The 15,741-nt window shown below is 65.9% G+C and carries 16 protein-coding genes, 1 pseudogene and 1 riboswitch; of the genes and pseudogenes, 8 read left to right on the top strand and 9 right to left on the bottom strand.

Annotated features, from left to right (window positions below; all coding sequences use genetic code 11):
• Positions 1-35: 35 nt before the first annotated feature.
• On the top strand, positions 36-218 hold the full coding sequence (locus tag J5M86_RS13920) for a hypothetical protein (protein WP_188058883.1): 183 nt from the start codon (positions 36-38) through the stop codon (positions 216-218).
• 64 nt (positions 219-282) lie between these two features.
• Here the strand turns inward: J5M86_RS13920 and J5M86_RS13915 are convergent, their stop codons facing one another.
• Together J5M86_RS13915 and J5M86_RS13910 are read right to left on the bottom strand one after the other, a co-directional pair.
• On the bottom strand, positions 283-1,299 hold the full coding sequence (locus J5M86_RS13915; protein ID WP_188058884.1) for a CNNM domain-containing protein: 1,017 nt from the start codon (positions 1,297-1,299) through the stop codon (positions 283-285).
• The gene (locus tag J5M86_RS13910) at positions 1,296-2,681 is read right to left on the bottom strand and encodes a hemolysin family protein (protein ID WP_188058885.1); all 1,386 of its coding nucleotides are present in this window, start codon (positions 2,679-2,681) and stop codon (positions 1,296-1,298) included. Before J5M86_RS13910 ends, J5M86_RS13915 begins: the two co-directional genes overlap by 4 nt.
• Before the next feature lie 241 nt (positions 2,682-2,922).
• Between J5M86_RS13910 and J5M86_RS13905 the strand changes: the two genes are divergently transcribed.
• Both J5M86_RS13905 and J5M86_RS13900 read left to right on the top strand, forming a co-directional pair.
• Positions 2,923-3,522 (top strand): DUF5701 family protein, encoded by a 600-nt coding sequence (locus J5M86_RS13905; RefSeq protein WP_188058886.1) that lies wholly within the window; start codon positions 2,923-2,925, stop codon positions 3,520-3,522.
• Between the two features lie 54 nt (positions 3,523-3,576).
• Positions 3,577-3,642: riboswitch (guanidine-III (ykkC-III) riboswitch) on the top strand.
• 13 nt (positions 3,643-3,655) lie between these two features.
• Positions 3,656-3,970: a multidrug efflux SMR transporter gene (locus tag J5M86_RS13900; RefSeq protein ID WP_188058887.1), complete on the top strand. Its 315-nt coding sequence runs from the start codon at positions 3,656-3,658 to the stop codon at positions 3,968-3,970.
• 9 nt (positions 3,971-3,979) lie between these two features.
• Here the strand turns inward: J5M86_RS13900 and J5M86_RS13895 are convergent, their stop codons facing one another.
• From J5M86_RS13895 to J5M86_RS13885, 3 genes are all read right to left on the bottom strand, one after another.
• On the bottom strand, positions 3,980-4,354 hold the full coding sequence (locus J5M86_RS13895) for a hypothetical protein (RefSeq protein ID WP_188058888.1): 375 nt from the start codon (positions 4,352-4,354) through the stop codon (positions 3,980-3,982).
• Between the two features lie 437 nt (positions 4,355-4,791).
• Positions 4,792-5,748: a succinylglutamate desuccinylase/aspartoacylase family protein gene (locus J5M86_RS13890; protein WP_188058889.1), complete on the bottom strand. Its 957-nt coding sequence runs from the start codon at positions 5,746-5,748 to the stop codon at positions 4,792-4,794.
• On the bottom strand, positions 5,745-6,224 hold the full coding sequence (locus tag J5M86_RS13885) for an ATP-dependent zinc protease (protein WP_188058890.1): 480 nt from the start codon (positions 6,222-6,224) through the stop codon (positions 5,745-5,747). Before J5M86_RS13885 ends, J5M86_RS13890 begins: the two co-directional genes overlap by 4 nt.
• 25 nt (positions 6,225-6,249) lie before the next feature.
• Here J5M86_RS13885 and J5M86_RS13880 point away from each other — a divergent pair, with 25 nt between their 5' ends.
• Entirely contained in the window at positions 6,250-7,461 is a 1,212-nt protein-coding gene (locus J5M86_RS13880) for a RimK family alpha-L-glutamate ligase (RefSeq protein WP_188058891.1), read from the top strand.
• A gap of 85 nt (positions 7,462-7,546) precedes the next feature.
• Here J5M86_RS13880 and J5M86_RS13875 read toward each other — a convergent pair.
• Positions 7,547-7,995: pseudogene (locus J5M86_RS13875) on the bottom strand (MarR family winged helix-turn-helix transcriptional regulator).
• Between the two features lie 117 nt (positions 7,996-8,112).
• Here J5M86_RS13875 and J5M86_RS13870 point away from each other — a divergent pair.
• Positions 8,113-9,012: an MFS transporter gene (locus J5M86_RS13870; protein WP_188058892.1), complete on the top strand. Its 900-nt coding sequence runs from the start codon at positions 8,113-8,115 to the stop codon at positions 9,010-9,012.
• A 13-nt stretch (positions 9,013-9,025) separates the two neighbouring features.
• Here the strand turns inward: J5M86_RS13870 and J5M86_RS13865 are convergent, their stop codons facing one another.
• The gene (locus J5M86_RS13865; protein WP_188058893.1) at positions 9,026-10,258 is read right to left on the bottom strand and encodes an AI-2E family transporter; all 1,233 of its coding nucleotides are present in this window, start codon (positions 10,256-10,258) and stop codon (positions 9,026-9,028) included.
• Positions 10,259-10,306: 48 nt separating this feature from the next.
• Positions 10,307-10,504 carry a hypothetical protein gene (locus J5M86_RS13860; RefSeq protein WP_188058894.1) on the bottom strand — a complete coding sequence of 66 codons (198 nt, stop codon included), beginning with the start codon at positions 10,502-10,504 and terminating at the stop codon, positions 10,307-10,309.
• Positions 10,505-10,944: 440 nt separating this feature from the next.
• Between J5M86_RS13860 and J5M86_RS13855 the strand changes: the two genes are divergently transcribed.
• Together J5M86_RS13855 and J5M86_RS13850 are read left to right on the top strand one after the other, a co-directional pair.
• Positions 10,945-11,361 carry a CrcB family protein gene (locus tag J5M86_RS13855; RefSeq protein WP_208965042.1) on the top strand — a complete coding sequence of 139 codons (417 nt, stop codon included), beginning with the start codon at positions 10,945-10,947 and terminating at the stop codon, positions 11,359-11,361.
• Positions 11,358-11,714: a CrcB family protein gene (locus tag J5M86_RS13850; protein WP_188058896.1), complete on the top strand. Its 357-nt coding sequence runs from the start codon at positions 11,358-11,360 to the stop codon at positions 11,712-11,714. Before J5M86_RS13855 ends, J5M86_RS13850 begins: the two co-directional genes overlap by 4 nt.
• Positions 11,715-11,876: 162 nt before the next feature.
• Here J5M86_RS13850 and J5M86_RS13845 read toward each other — a convergent pair whose 3' ends face one another.
• Complete coding sequence (locus J5M86_RS13845) at positions 11,877-12,386, bottom strand: MarR family winged helix-turn-helix transcriptional regulator (protein WP_208965041.1); 510 nt, start codon at positions 12,384-12,386, stop codon at positions 11,877-11,879.
• A gap of 98 nt (positions 12,387-12,484) precedes the next feature.
• Here J5M86_RS13845 and icmF point away from each other — a divergent pair, with 98 nt between their 5' ends.
• Positions 12,485-15,730: a fused isobutyryl-CoA mutase/GTPase IcmF gene (gene icmF, locus J5M86_RS13840; RefSeq protein ID WP_188058898.1), complete on the top strand. Its 3,246-nt coding sequence runs from the start codon at positions 12,485-12,487 to the stop codon at positions 15,728-15,730.
• Positions 15,731-15,741: the final 11 nt, after the last annotated feature.

The raw sequence follows: 15,741 nt of genomic DNA, 5'->3' as shown, positions 1-15,741 counted from the left end.
CCACACTTGATGTCAGACAGTGAGGAGCGTCAGTGATGTCGAAGCCGGAACCGAAGGTCTCAGCAGCCCGCAACGGAGCTTCAGGTCGTCGCACGGTCTCCCGGGCTAACCAGATCGCTGCCGCCAAGGTTTTCGTCACCGCGAGTAAGGCCACCGGTGATCCCGTGCCCGAGCGGATCAAAGCCCTCGCCGACTCCGCGACGAAGCGCTCGGCATAGCCGAGAACACCGGCGAACCCTTCTCGTCATCGAGGGCGTTCAGGCGCGCGGGCCACCCCGAGCCTCAGTCATGCGACTCCACGCCGCGCGGCAGCAGGCTCGGCACAATGTCGGTAAGCGTGACGACACCCAGCAGCTTCTCGCCGTTGCGCACGGTGGCCAGCTGAGTGCTGGTCTCCTGCATCCGAGCGATCGCCTCGTGCAACGGGGTGCTGCGGGGCAGTTCGACCACAGGCCGCGCCAGATGTCCGGCGAAATCGTCGAGGTCGAAGCCGGCGAGGGTGTCGCGCACGTGCACATATCCGCGCACCGCCTCCCCGTCGCGCAGCACCACACGGAGGTGACCGCTGCGGCGGGTGGCTTCCTGCACGTCCCGCACCGTGGCCGAGCCAGCGACGGCGGTGATCTGGTCGCCCTTCTTCAGCAGGTCGCCGACGGTGAGCTCTTCCAGCACGAGAGCCCGGGTGATGGACGCGTGGTAACCGAGTTCGAGTGCGCCCACATTCGCCGAGTGTTCGACCAGCGCACGTAGAGCTTGCGGATCGCCGGCGATGGTGAGTTCGTCGACCGGCTCCACCCCGAATTTGCGCACGAGCCGGTTCGCGGCTTCGTTGAGCACGCGCAGCACGGGCCGGGTGAGCCACATGAAGCCGCGCATCAGGATGGCGAGCACCGTTGCCGAGAGTTCCGGGTGAGCGATGGCCCATGACTTCGGTGCCATTTCACCGATCACCAGGTGCAGGAAGGTGACGATGATCAGCGCAAGGATGAACGATGCGACGTCGGCGACGGTGCGTGGCGCACCCGTCGATTCCAGCACCGGCATCAGCCAGTGGTGCACTGCCGGTTTGGTGATGGCACCGAGCGCGAGGGTGCACATCGTGATGCCCAACTGCGAACCGGCCAGCAGCAGCGTGAGTTCACCCGAACTGCGCAGGGCGGCCCGAGCAGAACGGGAGTTGCCGGCCATCTCCTCCAGCCGGTGACGGCGGGCGGCCATGAGGGAGAACTCGGTCGCCACGAAGAAGGCGCTCAGCACGATGATCAGGGTCGTGACCACCAGGACGACAGGAGTGCTCATCGCTGCTCCTCCTCGGCGGCCTCGGACGTGACGGCATCAGTTTCGGGAAGGGTGAGCCGGACGCGCGTGGGCACGTAACGCTCCACCTCCAGCACCTCGGCCCGCAGGATCTGCGGCTCGGGCTCCTCGTCTTCGGCGAGATCGGCCGGGTCGATCGGCAATTCGATGTCGACCACTTCGCCTTCCTCCGGCAGCGACCCATGGGCGTCGATCACCAGACCAGCAACCGTCTCGTAATCACCTTCGGGCAGGTCGACCTGCAGCGAACGCTCGATCTCGTCGATGTGCACATCGCCGCCCATCACCCAAATGCCGTCGTCCGGCACGGGCACGTACGACTCGTCGTCCGGGTCGTGCTCGTCAGTGAGTTCGCCGACGATTTCCTCGGCGAGATCTTCCATCGTCAGGATGCCGGCGAAGCCGCCGTATTCGTCCACGACACAGGCCAGCACCTCCCGGTCGTCGTCCATCTGCTCGAGGGCGTCGGGCAGGTCCATGAGTGCGGCCAGCACCAGCGGCGGACGCGCGATGACCGTCACCGGGTCGGCCAGGTCGACATCGCCCAGCACGTCCACCAGGTGCACCACGCCGAGGATGTGCTCCTCGTCGTCCAGCACGGGGTAGCGGGTGTGGCCGGTGGCCATGAGTTCGCGCACTTCACCGATGGTCGCGGTGTCACGTACGACGTCGACCCGCGCTCGCGGCATCATCGCGTGCTCGACGTCCTGACGAGGGAAGTCGAGGATGCGGTCGAGCACGGTGGAAAGTTCGGGGGAGAGGTCGCCGCGGTCGCGCGACTCCTGCACCACGTGTTCTAGGTCGATCGCGGTGGCGGAGTGCTCGACGTCGTGCACAGGCTCGATCTTCAGCATCCGCAGGAAGATCTCGGCGGCCTTGTCGAAGACCCAGATCACCGGACCGAAGATGGTCAGGTAGATCTGTGTCGAACGCGACAGGCGGCGCGACATCTGGTCGGCCCTGGCGATGGCGTAGTTCTTGGGAAAGAGCTCACCGAAGAGCATCTGGACGAAGGTGGAGAACAGCAGTGCGAGCACGCTGCCCACCGCCAGAGCGATACCCATCGACAGGCCGAGGCCGGCGCCGACCTCGCCGAGCGCCACACCGATGAGCGGTTCGGCGACATAACCGACCAGCAGTCCGGTGACGGTGATGCCGAGTTGGGCGCCGGAAAGCATGAAGCTGGTGCGGCGCGTGATGCCCAACGCGCGTTCGGCCTCGTCGTCACCGCCTTGTGCGGCGGCGGTCAGCTTCGACCGGTCGACCGCCATGTAGGCGAATTCCTGCGCGACGAAGTATGCGGTCGCGACGGTGATGAGCCCGACGATCACGACGCCGGCCAGGAGCGAGAGCACAATGCTCATCGGTCGGCCTCAGCAAGGTGAGCAGGGGTGGGGCCGGTATGCGGGGGTTGGTCGTCCATGGTCTCTTCGTCGAGGGGCGGGCTGACCGCATCAGGATACGTGCCGCGACGGCGGGCGGCCGTCGTCCACACAACGTAGATGCGAAGCGTCCGGTTCCGGACGTGAAGTGGCGCGTTCGTCCGAGCCGGCGGAACGCATCCGGAACGGCCCGCGTTGAGCACTCTCGGCGAAGGGAGCAGTGATGCAGGACGTCGAACATTTGGTGGAACTGGGGCTGCCGGACATGGCCGGGGTGACCGCCGAACGCTTTCGCGAGTTGGCGCCGTCCGGCCCGGGTGTGCTCGTGGTGAGCGCGACATTCATCGCGCCGAGCCGGCTGGCGCCGTTGCTGCTGCACGGTGGCAAGCCAGGCTTCGTGGTGGAAGACCTGACCGATCTCGAAGACTTCGTGCCGCTGTCGAGCGTGGAGGTGCCGGAGGCGCCGATGTACCGCATCACCGGCCTCGATCGCGGCGACGACCTGCGCAACTGGTCGCCGGATGAATCCCTCCCGGAGCTCATCTCTCGTGGTCGCTCTCCGCTCACCATCAGTGAGGGAATCAGCTGGTTGCTCGCTGATCCTGCAGTGCTGCAACCGAATCACTGCTTCATGTGCATCGGTTCGCGCAAGCAGAAAGGTAAGAAATTGGACGCCCGCACTCCCGCTCTGTGGATCAGCGGCGGTACCGGTCGGGACGGGCGCGAGCGCAAGGGAGCGGTGAAGGTCGGCTGGTGCTGGGCTGGCAACCAGCACACCTGGCTGGGTTTCGCGTCCACGACCGGGCGGCGTTCGGCGCACTAGTCGCGCCCTGATGGTTTGGACTTGCCCGGGGAATCGGCATGTGAGACCTTCGAAACAGAGCCTTTCAACAAGGTCCCGGACGAGGGGTGCCGTACCCGGTCAGCGACAAGACGGCCCATGAAGGGTGATCGTCATGGCATGGATCGTTCTGGTCGTCTCCGGCATGTTGGAGGCCGTCTGGGCCACCGCGTTGGGCAAGTCCGAAGGCTTCAGCCGCCCCGTTCCCACCGCCGTTTTCGTCGTCGCCTGCCTCGCCAGCATGGTCGGGCTCGCCGTCGCGATGAAGGATCTCCCGGTCGGCACCGCCTACGCAGTCTGGGTCGGCATCGGCGCCGTGCTCACGGTCGCCTATGCGATGGCCACGGGTGAGGAGCCGGTCTCAGCGCTGAAGGTGCTCTTCCTGGCCGGCATCGTCGGTTGCGTGATCGGGCTCAAGCTCACCCACTGACCGCAGCCTTCACTCGTTCGCGGCGTCGGCTGCATCACCGGCGATGCGCGCGATCGGCCAGGCCGTGAGCACCACGAGCACGCTGGGAGCTGCGACGAAGACGACTGCAGCGATCAGCTGGTCGGCGAGGAACAGCAACCACGCCATCCCGGTGCAGGCAATGGTGGTCGCCACCAGCATGCGGACGCGGGGCCAAGCCGCCGCGTGACCGGCCCGCCAGCCGGCAGGCAAGCGCATCGTCCGAGCAGTGCGGATGCCGGCGATCGTGTTGAGCTTCAAGCGTCCGTCGGCAGCTGCGGAGGTCGTCCATCCCAGGGCGACCGCGACGATTGCGTTCGATGCCGAGAGGCAGAGCATCAGCACCAAGGTCTCAGATCTACTCATCTGCGTCTCCTCGTCGCCCGGGTTCCTTCGTCGTGCCATCTGACCAGAGCCGCACAGTCTTAACCACTCCGCGGGCAGATCTACGGTTTGTTCGCCGAACAGCGATGAGTTTCGGCGCGCGGGAGGGTCTATACCGATGACCGGGCACGTGCGCCAGACGGCGAGGCATCGATCGCCCGCCCCGGACGCCGTGAAACCTGAGATCAAGGAGAAGTAGTGCGCCAACTCATCGTCACCGAATTCGTGTCCGCTGACGGAGTCGTCGAGGCACCGGGAGGCGGAGAGCACCCGCACGGCGGCTGGACCTTCAAGGACGTCCCCTTCGACGAGGCCGCGTACGCGAGTGACTCGCTCTTCGCCGAGTGGCCGGACTGTGAACGAGTGGCCGGGCTACACCCCGGCCACCAGTTCATAGCCCGGCCACTCGATGCTGAGGGTCAGGCAACTACGGACGCGATGTGCACGAGTGCGTCACCGGAGTTGACCAGCGGCGCGTTGGTATGGCCGATGATGACGCCGTCGCGATCGGCGTAGACCGCGCGCAGCGTCTTGCCGAACGAGTCGTAGAGCGCGCCGAGTCGCTCGCCGTGGGTGACCCGTTGGCCGAGGTGGGCGTCGAGGCGCAGGATGCCGGTGCGACGGGCGCGCACCCAGCCGCTGCCTCGGCATTCGACGGACGGCTCGACGGGCTGGTTCTCGAAGGCTTCGATCATGCCCAGCGCGGCCAGCACCCGGCGCACGCCGATCACACCGGCGTCGATGGCCCAGTCGTCGAAGCGCCGGGATTCGCCCGCTTCGTAGAGCAGGACGCGTGCCCCGCGTTCGCCGGCGACGTGGCGTAGTGAGCCGTCCCGGATCTCGGAGTGGAGCATGACCGGTGCCGCGAAGGCTTCGGTGAGCTCGCGGGTGCGCGGGTCGTCCAGGTCGGCGCGGATCTGCGGCAGGTTGGTGCGCTGGTCAGCCCCGGTGTGCAGGTCGATGCCCACCTCGCACTTGGCCACGACCTCCTGCAGGAACAGGTGCGCGATCCGTCCGGCGAGTGACCCGCGCGCTGAGCCGGGGAAGCTGCGGTTGAGATCGCGCCGGTCGGGCAGGTAGCGGTCTCCGGCCAGGAATCCGTGGACGTTGACGATCGGCACCGCGATGAGCGTGCCGTGAAAAGCCTTGGGAGACAACGTCGCCAGCACTTCACGGATAACTTCGACGCCCACCACTTCATCACCGTGGATGGCGGCGTTGACCCAGACCACCGGGCCGTCGAACTTGCCGTGGACCACGCGGATCGGCAACGAGATCTCGGCGCCGGTGACCAGGCGGGTGATGGGGAGTTCGGTCGACTGCGTGGAGCCCGCCCGCACCCGCACGTTGCCGATCGCGAACGACTCGCGCTTCATGCGCGTCCTCGGTTGCGACGACGCGTGGCAAGGGGGGGACGTCCGCCGCAGTAGGACGCTCCGGAGTCGACGAGGAAGCCCTGGCGCAGGGCTTCTCGACCGACCAGCATCCGGAAGCCCATCTCGTCGCGGTCAGTGAGGGTGAACTCCGTCGGGATCCGTCGCCCGGCGATCGACAGGTTGGTCGACACCACGAGACGTCGTTGGAGTTGGCCGTTTGAACTGCGGATGTCGCGCTCGTCGTGCACCGGCAACTGTGCCGAGACGATGTCATCGGTCGACTTCTGCCACGGCCGGATGTCGAAACGCACCCAGCGCTCGCCGTCCCGCTCGAACTTCTCCACGTCGTAGGCGTGGATGGAGGAGGTGCGCGCTCCGGTGTCGAGCTTTGCCTTCATCCAGTCGACGCCAAGGTCGGGAAGGGAGACCCACTCCCGCCACCCGACGGTGAGGGTGGACTCGCTTCGCGCTGGCACCCGCACAGTGTGGCATCGTGCCCACGTGAAACTCGCGATCCTGTCCCGTGCGCCGCGTGCCTACTCCACCCAACGCTTGCGAACCGCCGCCCTCGAACGCGGTCACGACGTGAAGGTGCTCAACACGCTCCGGTTCGGTATCGACCTGTCGACCGAGGAGCCCGACCTGCAGTTCCGCGGACGCCAATTGTCAACATACGACGCGGTATTGCCGCGCATCGGTGCGTCCATCACCTACTTCGGCACCGCCGTGGTGCGCCAGTTCGAGCAGATGGACGTCTACACGCCCAACACCGCGAACGGCATCGCCAACAGCCGCGACAAACTGCGCGCCACCCAGATCCTGTCGCGCCACAACATCGGCATGCCGGCCACGTTCTTCGTCCGCAATCGCGCTGATGTGCGCGGCGCGATCGAGCAGGTCGGCGGGGCGCCGGTCGTCATTAAATTGCTGGAGGGAACGCAGGGCATCGGGGTGATTCTGGCGCCGGAGGTCAACGTCGCCGAAGCGATCATCGAGACGCTGCAGTCGACCTCGCAGAACGTGCTGATCCAGTCGTTCGTGAAGGAGAGCAAGGGCCGCGACATCCGGGCGCTCGTGGTGGGCGACCGCGTGGTCGCGGCGATGCGGCGGTCAGCCCAAGGCGATGAGTTCCGGTCGAACGTGCACCGCGGGGGCAGTGTCGAGGCGGTCGAACTGACCCCCGAGTACGAGCAGGTCGCGGTGCGATCAGCGCAGATCATGGGCCTGCGCGTGGCCGGTGTTGACATGCTCGAGGGCAAGGACGGCCCGCTGGTGATGGAGGTCAACTCCTCGCCGGGACTGCAGGGCATTGAGACCGCCACCCGCCTCGACGTGGCGGGCGCCATCATCGATTACATCGCCGATCAGGTCGACTTCCCCGAGATCGATGTGCGGCAACGTCTGGCCGTCTCGACCGGTTACGGCGTCGCCGAACTCCAGGTGCACGCCGGCTCCGACATGGTCGGCAAGTCGCTGCGCGACTCCGGCTTGCCCGAGCGCGACATCACCGTGCTGACTTTGCACCGCGGCACCGCTGTCACCCCGAGCCCGCGTCCGGGGAAGATCCTCGAGGCCGAGGACCGACTGCTGTGCTTCGGCAAGGTGGACGAGATGCGGTCGATGATTCCCGAGCGTCGCAAGAAGCGCCGTGTGAAGAAGCTGGCAAGGCGGGCGATCACCGCAGCGGAAAGCCCCCAGATTTCTGGTGGTTGAGGTGCTTGGGTGAGCCACGAACAGGCGCGTCGAAACCTGGTGAAATGCGCGACTGCCTAGGCTCGCGATCCGTCGGTGTCAGACTTCAGCTCGTGGCGGGAAGTTTGTGCAGCGCGTCCACCAATGCCGCCAACTCCGGTGTTTCACAAGCCGTGTCGAGCGACTCTTCCAGCACGCGGTCGTGTGTCGGACGCGCCTTCTTCAACAGGGCCCGACCCGCCGGGGTCAGCTCGGTGTAGATACCCCGGCGGTCGTCCGCGCACAGGATGCGGGTGAGCAGGCCACGGTCTTCGAGTCGGTTGACCAGGCGGGTGGTCGCACTGCTGGACAGTGCTGCAGCGCGGGCCGATTGGCTCATCCGCATGTGCCAGCCGTCCTGACGAGACAGGGCGTCCAGCACCGAGACTCCACCACCGACAACTGGTGCTCGCTGGTCAGTGCGCGCTCCAGGGTCGTCTCGATCAATCCGTGTAATGCGGCGAGCGTGCGCCAGCCCTGCGCCCGCACTTCAACGGCGTCGTCAGCGATCCCCACGGGTGAATCCTCCAGTTCCATGTGACCTGATGAGCAAACAGCGCACTTGCAATAACACGCGCATGCAACTAGTACGCCCGGCGTACGCAGTTAGTTGCACACGCGCTATATGCGCAGATGGAAGGATTTGGAACGGCTCTCGCGCTCGCCATCGGTGGCTTCGGCATCGGACTCACCGAGTTCGTCATCGCCGGCCTCCTGCCGGAAGTCGCCGACGACTTCGCGGTTGACGAAGCCACCGCCGGGTGGCTGATCTCCGGCTACGCGCTGAGCGTCGCGGTCGGCGCGATCGGGCTCACCGCGGCCGTGACGCGCTACGACCGCGAGAAGGTGCTCACCGCGCTCATGGTGCTCTTCATTGCGGGCAATCTGCTCTCAGCCATTGCGCCGACGTACGAAGTGATGATGCTCGGACGCGTGCTTTCGGCCCTCACCCACGGCGCCTTCTTCGGCATCGGCTCGGTGGTCGCGGCCAATCTTGTCGAACCGGCCAAGAAGGCAGGGGCGATCGCCTTGATGCTCGCCGGACTGACGTCGGCCACCGTCCCGTGGCTGCTCGTGCTCTTCGGTGTCGGGCTCTTCGCCGGCAACTACCTGGGCGGCAAGGAGGCCGACCGGTCCGTCAGTCGCACCCTCACGTTTGCTCTCGGCGCACTCGCGATCGTCATGATCGCCTTCGCGCCGGTGGCTGAGTCGAAGGCGCCGGGCCTCATCGCGCTCGTGCTCATGGGCGCGTTCGGGTTCTCGACGGTGCGGGGTCTGCAAATGCGCATCATGCACTTCGCCGGTGACGCCCCGACCCTGTCTTCCGGCTCGAATATCGCTGCATTCAACGTCGGCAACGCCATCGGCGCCTGGCTCGGCGGCCTGACGATCACCGCAGGTCTTGGCTACACCTCGACGCTGTGGGTCGGTGGCGCGATGGCCGCCGCCGCACTGATCGTTCTGCTGGCGGCTGACCGTGCTGTTCGAGACGCGGCGCCTGCTTCGGAGATGCGCGAGCTGGTGAGCGCCTGAACCCCGCGACGGATCAGTCGGACGAGCGGACTTGCTCCGGACGGTCGGACGCCCCAGTCGATTCCTGCTTGGCGCCGGAGTCGGCTGGGGGCTCGGCCTTCTCGTCGTGACGCTGCGTCGCCAGTGCTTCTTCGCGTCGCAGCAGCGCAGAGACCTCCTGCTCGGTGTCTGGTGACACCGTCCACCGGCGTTTGTAGAGGTCGAAGAGGGCGATCGCGGTGGCAGCAACCGGCACGCCGAGGGTTGCGCCGGCCAGACCGAAGAGTTGCGCGCCGATGATGGCCGAGGCGAAAGAAACCGCCGGGTGCACATCGACCGCGCGGGCGCTGATGCGCGGCTCGATGAAGATGTTCTCGATCTGCTGATAAGCGATCGCGTAGAGCAGCACCCACAGCCCGTCGGTCGGGTCAGGGCTGCCTAGGCCGACAACGACGGGTAGGGCGATCGAGATGTAGGTGCCGACAGTCGGCACGAACTGCGCAACCAGCCCGGTCCACAGCGCCAACGGAAGCCAGTACGGCAGGTCGATGAGGAACATGAAGCCCCCCATCGCCGTGGCGTTGATGACCGCGAGGACGATGCGCGCTCCGACGTAACCGCCGACCTTGATGAGCGTCGTCTGCCAGATGGTCAGGAAGATCACTTGGCCCTTCGGCGGCACCAGTCCGGCGACCCAGGTGCGCAGGCGCGGAAGGCCGGCCGACAGGTAGAAGAGGAAGAACGCGAAAGTGAAGACACTGAACGCGCCGCTGGCCACACCGCCGAGGATCGTCAGCAGATTGCCGGCCACCGAGGTTGCGTAGTCAGCGATCGTGCTGTTGTCGATTCCGAGGTCGTCCAGGATGGTCGCCATTTCGTATTCGGTGCCGAATTGGCGGTTGACCCACTTCAGCACCGAATCGGCGGCGCCCGGAACGGCCTTGATCAACTGCCCGATCTGATCGGCGAGCATGCTGCCGAACACCCAGAAGAAGCCGGTGAGGAAGGCGGCGATGGCCAGCAGCGTCAGTCCGGTCGCTGCCCCGCGAGGCATGCGTTTGGACAGTCGCCCCACGATCGGTTCGATCGCCAGCGCCATGAAAAAAGCCATCACGATCAAGGTGATCGTCGAACTGGCCTGACTGGTGAAGAACCACGTAAGCCAGACGAGCACGCCAACACAGACGATCACCCACGCCGCCCGCCAGGTGGAGCGCAGGTCGACGGTCAGACGGCGATGCTGCGACGAGGGCTTCTGCGGGGCCATGTCGGCATCTTTCCACCCCTGCGAGCACCTCCCCAGTAGGCAGCGAGGTCAGTGCGAGCTGCTGGACGGTTCGGGCTGGGACGGTCGGCCGCCGATGAAGTCGTCCCACGTGCTGCGCACCGGACCCCAGCGCTCGTCGAACTCGGCAGCTCGCTTGGTCGCGTGCTCGATCCACTTGGCGGAGTAAAGCTTTCGGGCCCACAGCGAGTGCGGACGGGCCAGGCGGAAGGCGGCGATCCAGGCCACTGGCGCGATGGGGAGGCCGGAAGAGTGCGGTGAGGTATTTGCCCTTGAATGCGGTGACGGCCACGAGCACGAGGTGCAGCACCAAGGCGCCGGCCACGCTGCCGCGCACCAGCACGGCAGTGTCCTCGAGGCTGTTGACCCCGAACGGTGAGATGTCGGCGACGCCCAGCCCGACGAATGCCGTGGCCAGCGTGACGATGTTGACCGACAGCTGGCCCTCCTGCGTCCAGTAGACGTCCTGCAGGTGGAAGATCATCGCGAACTCGTCGAGCACGAGTGAGGCGCCGACGCCGATAAGAGCTGCGCTCCCCGCACCGCTGGTGCATGGAAAAGTGAATGCCGTGCGTGCCCGCATGGCGTGCGATCGAACGTCTTCTTCGACTCTGAAGGTGAGGACTGGCAGGTCTCAGGAATCGTCGCCCGCTCGATAACCTGCCTTGGTGGAGGAAGTCGGCGGACGAGGCGAACGATGGCTGCCGTTCGTCCTGGTGGTCCTCGGTGGATGCCTCGGCACTGCGTTTCGTGCGAGTCTTAGCGATTACTTCCCGGCCGACGCAGGCGGTTGGCCGTGGGCGACTTTCGCGATCAACCTCGTCGGGGCATTGCTGCTCGGCTTCATGCTGGGTCTGCTGGCGCGCTTCGGAGAAGACTCAGGATGGCGTCGACGTGTACGCCTCGGCGTGGGCACTGGTGTGTTGGGCGGGTTCACCACCTACAGCACCTTCGCGGTGGAAGTCGTTGAGCGGCAGCGTGATTCCGCCTCGCTCCTTGGGGTCGGTTACGCGCTGACGTCGGTCATTGGCGGGGTCGTGCTTGCGACGCTCGGGCTCGTCCTCGGCCGAGGTGCGCGCCGATGACCTGGTGGATCGCACTGGCCGGCGGACTCGGCGCCGGACTTCGATTCCTGCTCGACTCCTGGCTGACGTCGCGCGTCCGCGCTCGCGTCCCCATTGGCAGTCTCGCCGTCAACGTCCTCGGGTCGTTCGTGCTCGGGCTGCTTGTGGGGCACTTCGGACACGACCCGCAGTGGACGCGCGTTGCGGGTGTCGGGCTGATGGGCGGATTCACCACGTTCAGCGCGGCGTCGGTCGAGTCGGCCCGCTTGTTGACTGCCCCGAAGATGCAATGGCTTGGCCTCGCGCACGCCATCGGCGTGCTCGTCGCGTCAGTAACTGCCGCGTTTCTGGGCTATTGGCTCGGTGGGCTCTGACCTGTTTGCTGAGCGCAAACGCGGCGTCTTTTTGCATCCGCGGCCGTTGCAGCTGCCGCGGATGGGAGCAAGGGCCGCGTTTGTCGCTGGAACCGCCGCGTTTGCGGCTGGGGCCAGGCCCGCGGAAGCAGACGCGTGGGAGGAGTCAGCTCAAGATTGAGGTCAGAAATCGCCGGCCGCCGAGCGCATGCGACCGATGATCTCGACCAGCGATTCAAGGTCGTCGCGGTCGAGTTCTGGGCGGCCGAAGACCTGCTCGTTGAGGTCGGACGTCGCGCGGGACGCAAGCGCTCGCCCTGCGTCCGTGAGCGTGATGATGAACGCGCGTCGGTCGTCCGGGTGGGTGGAGCGATGCACCAGGCCAGCTTGCTCGAGCCGGTCGACGGCGTTGGTGACGGACGTCGGGTGCACCTGCAAGCGCGCGGCGATCAGCTTCATTGGCAGCGATCCGCGGCGGCTGAAGGTCAGCAGCATCAACACCTCGTAGCGAGCGAAGGTGATGCCGAGCGGCTTGAGCACCGCATCGACCCGCGCCGACACGATCTGCTGGGCCCGCATCAGCGAGGTGACCGCAGCCATGCCGGGTGCCGCCGACTCCCAGCCCCGCTCGACCCACTGATCGCGGGCGACGCCGATCGGATCAGCAGCAAGTCGGGAGGGTGCCTCGGTCATGGCACGAGGGTACGACGAACTCGCGTTGACGTCCATTAATAGGAAGTCCTACTATTTTGAGAGAGCTGAGTCACGTCCACGCACCCCCGGAGGACCCTATGTCTGACAACGCGCCCACGAAGCCCGAGCTGCACAAACCGGAGCACCACGTCCGGATCGTCACTGCCGCAAGCCTTTTCGACGGCCACGACGCCTCGATCAACATCATGCGGCGCATCATGCAGACCCAGGGCGCCGAGGTGATCCACCTCGGCCACAACCGTTCGGTGCAGGAAGTGATCGACGCCGCGCTCGAGGAAGACGCGCAGGGCATCGCGGTCAGCTCCTACCAGGGCGGGCACGTCGAGTACTTCGAATACCTCATCGACCTTCTCAAGCAGGCCGGCGCTGAGCACGTGAAGGTGGTCGGGGGTGGTGGCGGCGTCATCGTGCACGACGAGATCGACCGGTTGCGCAAGGCCGGCGTCACGATCTTCTCTCCGGAGGACGGTCAGCGCATGGGGCTCGTCGGCATGATCAACTCCGTGGTCGCCGACTGCGACTACGACCTGTGGCAGCTCGATCACGCCGATGCGGATGCCGTGCTCTCCGGTGATCGGGCCGCGATCGCGCGCGCCATCACCGGCGCCGAGCAGGGCGTCCTGCCTGCTGAGTTCATCGACACGATCAACACCGCCGCGGTCAAGCGCAGTGTGCCGGTGCTCGGCATCACCGGCACCGGTGGCTCGGGTAAGTCGTCACTCACCGACGAACTCGTGCGCCGCATGCGCCTCGACCAACAGGACAAGCTGCGTATCGCCGTGCTCGCGATCGACCCGACCCGTTCGCGTGGCGGTGGAGCTCTGCTGGGCGACCGCATCCGGATGAGCTCGCTGGACGGCGACCGCATCTTCTTCCGCTCGCTTGCCACCCGCGGCAACAACCAGGTGCCCGAGCACCTCGACCAGATCCTGGCGCTGACCAAGGCGTCCGGCTTCGACCTGATCATTCTCGAAACCCCCGGCGTGGGCCAGGGGGATTCGGCGATCATCGACTACTCCGACGTGTCGATGTACGTCATGACGCCGGAGTTCGGCGCCTCCAGTCAGCTGGAGAAAATCGACATGCTCGACCTCGCTGATGTCGTGGCGATCAACAAGTTCGAGCGTCGCGGAGCCGAGGACGCCCTCCGCGATGTCGGACGCCAGATGGTGCGCAACCGGGAAGCCTTCGGCAAGAAGCCTGAGGATATGCCGGTCTACGGCACCTCCGCGGCCACCTTCAACGACGACGGCGTCACTGCGCTCTACCAGGAGCTGCGAACCCTGTTGTCCGACAAGGGGATGCACGTCGAGGAAGGCGTGCTGCCGCGCGTCGACACCAAGCAGTCGACCCGCATCGCCACGATCGTCCCGGCCTCCCGCGTCCGCTACCTGTCGGAGATCTCCGATGCGGTCCGTGGCTATCACGCCGACACCGACAAGTTCGCCGCTGCTGCGGCTCGCGCCCAGCGCTTCGAGTTGGTTGCCGGTGAACTGGCCGACGACGTGCCGGCGAGCGTGGCCGAACTGCTGGAAAAGGCGCAGCAGGACGTCCCCGACGAGGTCTCGAAGGCACTCGTGAAGTGGCCGAGCATCGTGGAGTCGTACTCCGGCGATGAGCAGGTGGTGAAGATCCGCGACCGCGAGATCGTCAACAAGCTCACTCGGGAGTCGTTGTCGGGCAACAAGATTCCGCGCGTTGCGTTGCCCCGTTTCGACGATCACGGCGAACTGGTGAAGTTCCTGCGGCGGGAGAACCTCCCCGGCTACTTCCCCTACACCGCAGGCGTTTTCCCGTTCAAGCGTGAAGGCGAAGACCCAGCACGCATGTTCGCCGGTGAGGGCGACCCCTTCCGCACCAACCGCCGCTTCAAGCTGCTGTCGGAGGGTCAACCGGCGACCCGCTTGTCGACGGCGTTCGACTCGGTGACCCTCTACGGTCGCGACCCGGACGAGCGCCCGGACGTCTACGGCAAGGTCGGCACATCCGGCGTCTCCATCGCGACGCTCGAAGACATGAAGGTGCTCTACGACGGGTTCGATCTGGTCTCGCCGACCACTAGTGTCTCAATGACGATTAATGGTCCGGCGCCGACGATCCTCGCGTTCTTCCTCAACACCGCCATCGACCAGCAGGTCGACGCCTTTATCGAGCGTGAAGGGCACGAGCCCAGCGAGGAGGAGCGCAAGGAACTCGCTGCGTACGCCGTCGCCAACGTCCGCGGCACCGTGCAGGCCGACATCCTCAAGGAAGATCAGGGCCAGAACACCTGCATCTTCTCCACCGAGTTCAGCCTGAAGATGATGGGCGACATCCAGCAGTGGTTCATCGACCACCAGGTGCGCAACTTCTACTCGGTGAGCATCTCCGGCTATCACATCGCCGAGGCGGGGGCCAACCCCATCAGCCAGCTCGCCTTCACCCTCGCCAACGGCTTCACCTATGTCGAGAGCTACCTGGCCCGCGGCATGGACATCGACCACTTCGCGCCCAACCTCAGCTTCTTCTTCAGCAACGGCATGGACCCTGAATATTCGGTGCTCGGCCGCGTGGCCCGCCGCATCTGGGCTATCGCGATGAAGGAGAAGTACGGCGCCAATGATCGCAGCCAGAAGCTGAAGTACCACGTGCAGACGTCCGGCCGCTCCTTGCACGCGCAGGAGATGGACTTCAACGACATCCGCACCACGCTGCAGGCGCTCATCGCGATCTACGACAACGCCAACTCGTTGCACACCAACGCCTACGACGAGGCTGTCACCACCCCCACCGAGGAATCGGTGCGTCGCGCGCTGGCGATCCAGCTGATCATCAACCGCGAGTGGGGCCTGGCGATGAACGAGAACCCGCTGCAGGGTTCATTCATCATCGACGAACTCACCGACCTGGTGGAGGCGGCGGTGCTCAAGGAGTTCGACCGCATCACCGAGCGTGGCGGCGTCCTCGGCGCGATGGAGACCGGCTACCAGCGCGGTCGTATCCAGGACGAGTCGATGCTCTACGAACACCGCAAGCACGACGGTTCGCTGCCGATCATCGGCGTCAACACCTTCCGCAATCCCAAGGCAGACGACGGCACGCCGAAGCAGATTGAACTCGCCCGCGGCACCGAGAGCGAGAAGCAGTCGCAGCTGACGCGCGTCCGCGATTTCCAGCAGCGCCACAAGAGTGAGGCGAAGCAGGCGCTGGACGAGTTGCGGGCAGCGGCGGTGAACGGCGACAACGTGTTCGACGTGTTGATGCGCGCCGCTCGGGTGTGCTCGTTGCAGCAGATCACCGAGGCTTTCTTCGAGGTGGGCGGGCAGTACCGCCGCAACGTCTGAGGCATGCTCGC

The sequence above is a fragment of the Yimella sp. cx-51 genome, assembly GCF_017654605.1.
Taxonomy (GTDB): Bacteria; Actinomycetota; Actinomycetes; order Actinomycetales; family Dermatophilaceae; genus Yimella.
This window is presented reverse-complemented; position numbering and strand designations above follow the sequence as displayed.

Excerpts from the sequence above, each read along its gene's own strand:
- J5M86_RS13920 (WP_188058883.1), top strand. The coding sequence starts at position 36 with ATGTCGAAGCCGGAACCGAAGGTCTCAGCAGCCCGCAACGGAGCTTCA.
- J5M86_RS13915 (WP_188058884.1), bottom strand. The coding sequence starts at position 1,299 with ATGAGCACTCCTGTCGTCCTGGTGGTCACGACCCTGATCATCGTGCTG.
- J5M86_RS13910 (WP_188058885.1), bottom strand. The coding sequence starts at position 2,681 with ATGAGCATTGTGCTCTCGCTCCTGGCCGGCGTCGTGATCGTCGGGCTC.
- J5M86_RS13905 (WP_188058886.1), top strand. The coding sequence starts at position 2,923 with ATGCAGGACGTCGAACATTTGGTGGAACTGGGGCTGCCGGACATGGCC.
- J5M86_RS13900 (WP_188058887.1), top strand. The coding sequence starts at position 3,656 with ATGGCATGGATCGTTCTGGTCGTCTCCGGCATGTTGGAGGCCGTCTGG.
- J5M86_RS13895 (WP_188058888.1), bottom strand. The coding sequence starts at position 4,354 with ATGAGTAGATCTGAGACCTTGGTGCTGATGCTCTGCCTCTCGGCATCG.
- J5M86_RS13890 (WP_188058889.1), bottom strand. The coding sequence starts at position 5,748 with ATGAAGCGCGAGTCGTTCGCGATCGGCAACGTGCGGGTGCGGGCGGGC.
- J5M86_RS13870 (WP_188058892.1), top strand. The coding sequence starts at position 8,113 with ATGGAAGGATTTGGAACGGCTCTCGCGCTCGCCATCGGTGGCTTCGGC.
- J5M86_RS13865 (WP_188058893.1), bottom strand. The coding sequence starts at position 10,258 with ATGGCCCCGCAGAAGCCCTCGTCGCAGCATCGCCGTCTGACCGTCGAC.
- J5M86_RS13850 (WP_188058896.1), top strand. The coding sequence starts at position 11,358 with ATGACCTGGTGGATCGCACTGGCCGGCGGACTCGGCGCCGGACTTCGA.
- J5M86_RS13845 (WP_208965041.1), bottom strand. The coding sequence starts at position 12,386 with ATGACCGAGGCACCCTCCCGACTTGCTGCTGATCCGATCGGCGTCGCC.
- icmF (WP_188058898.1), top strand. The coding sequence starts at position 12,485 with ATGTCTGACAACGCGCCCACGAAGCCCGAGCTGCACAAACCGGAGCAC.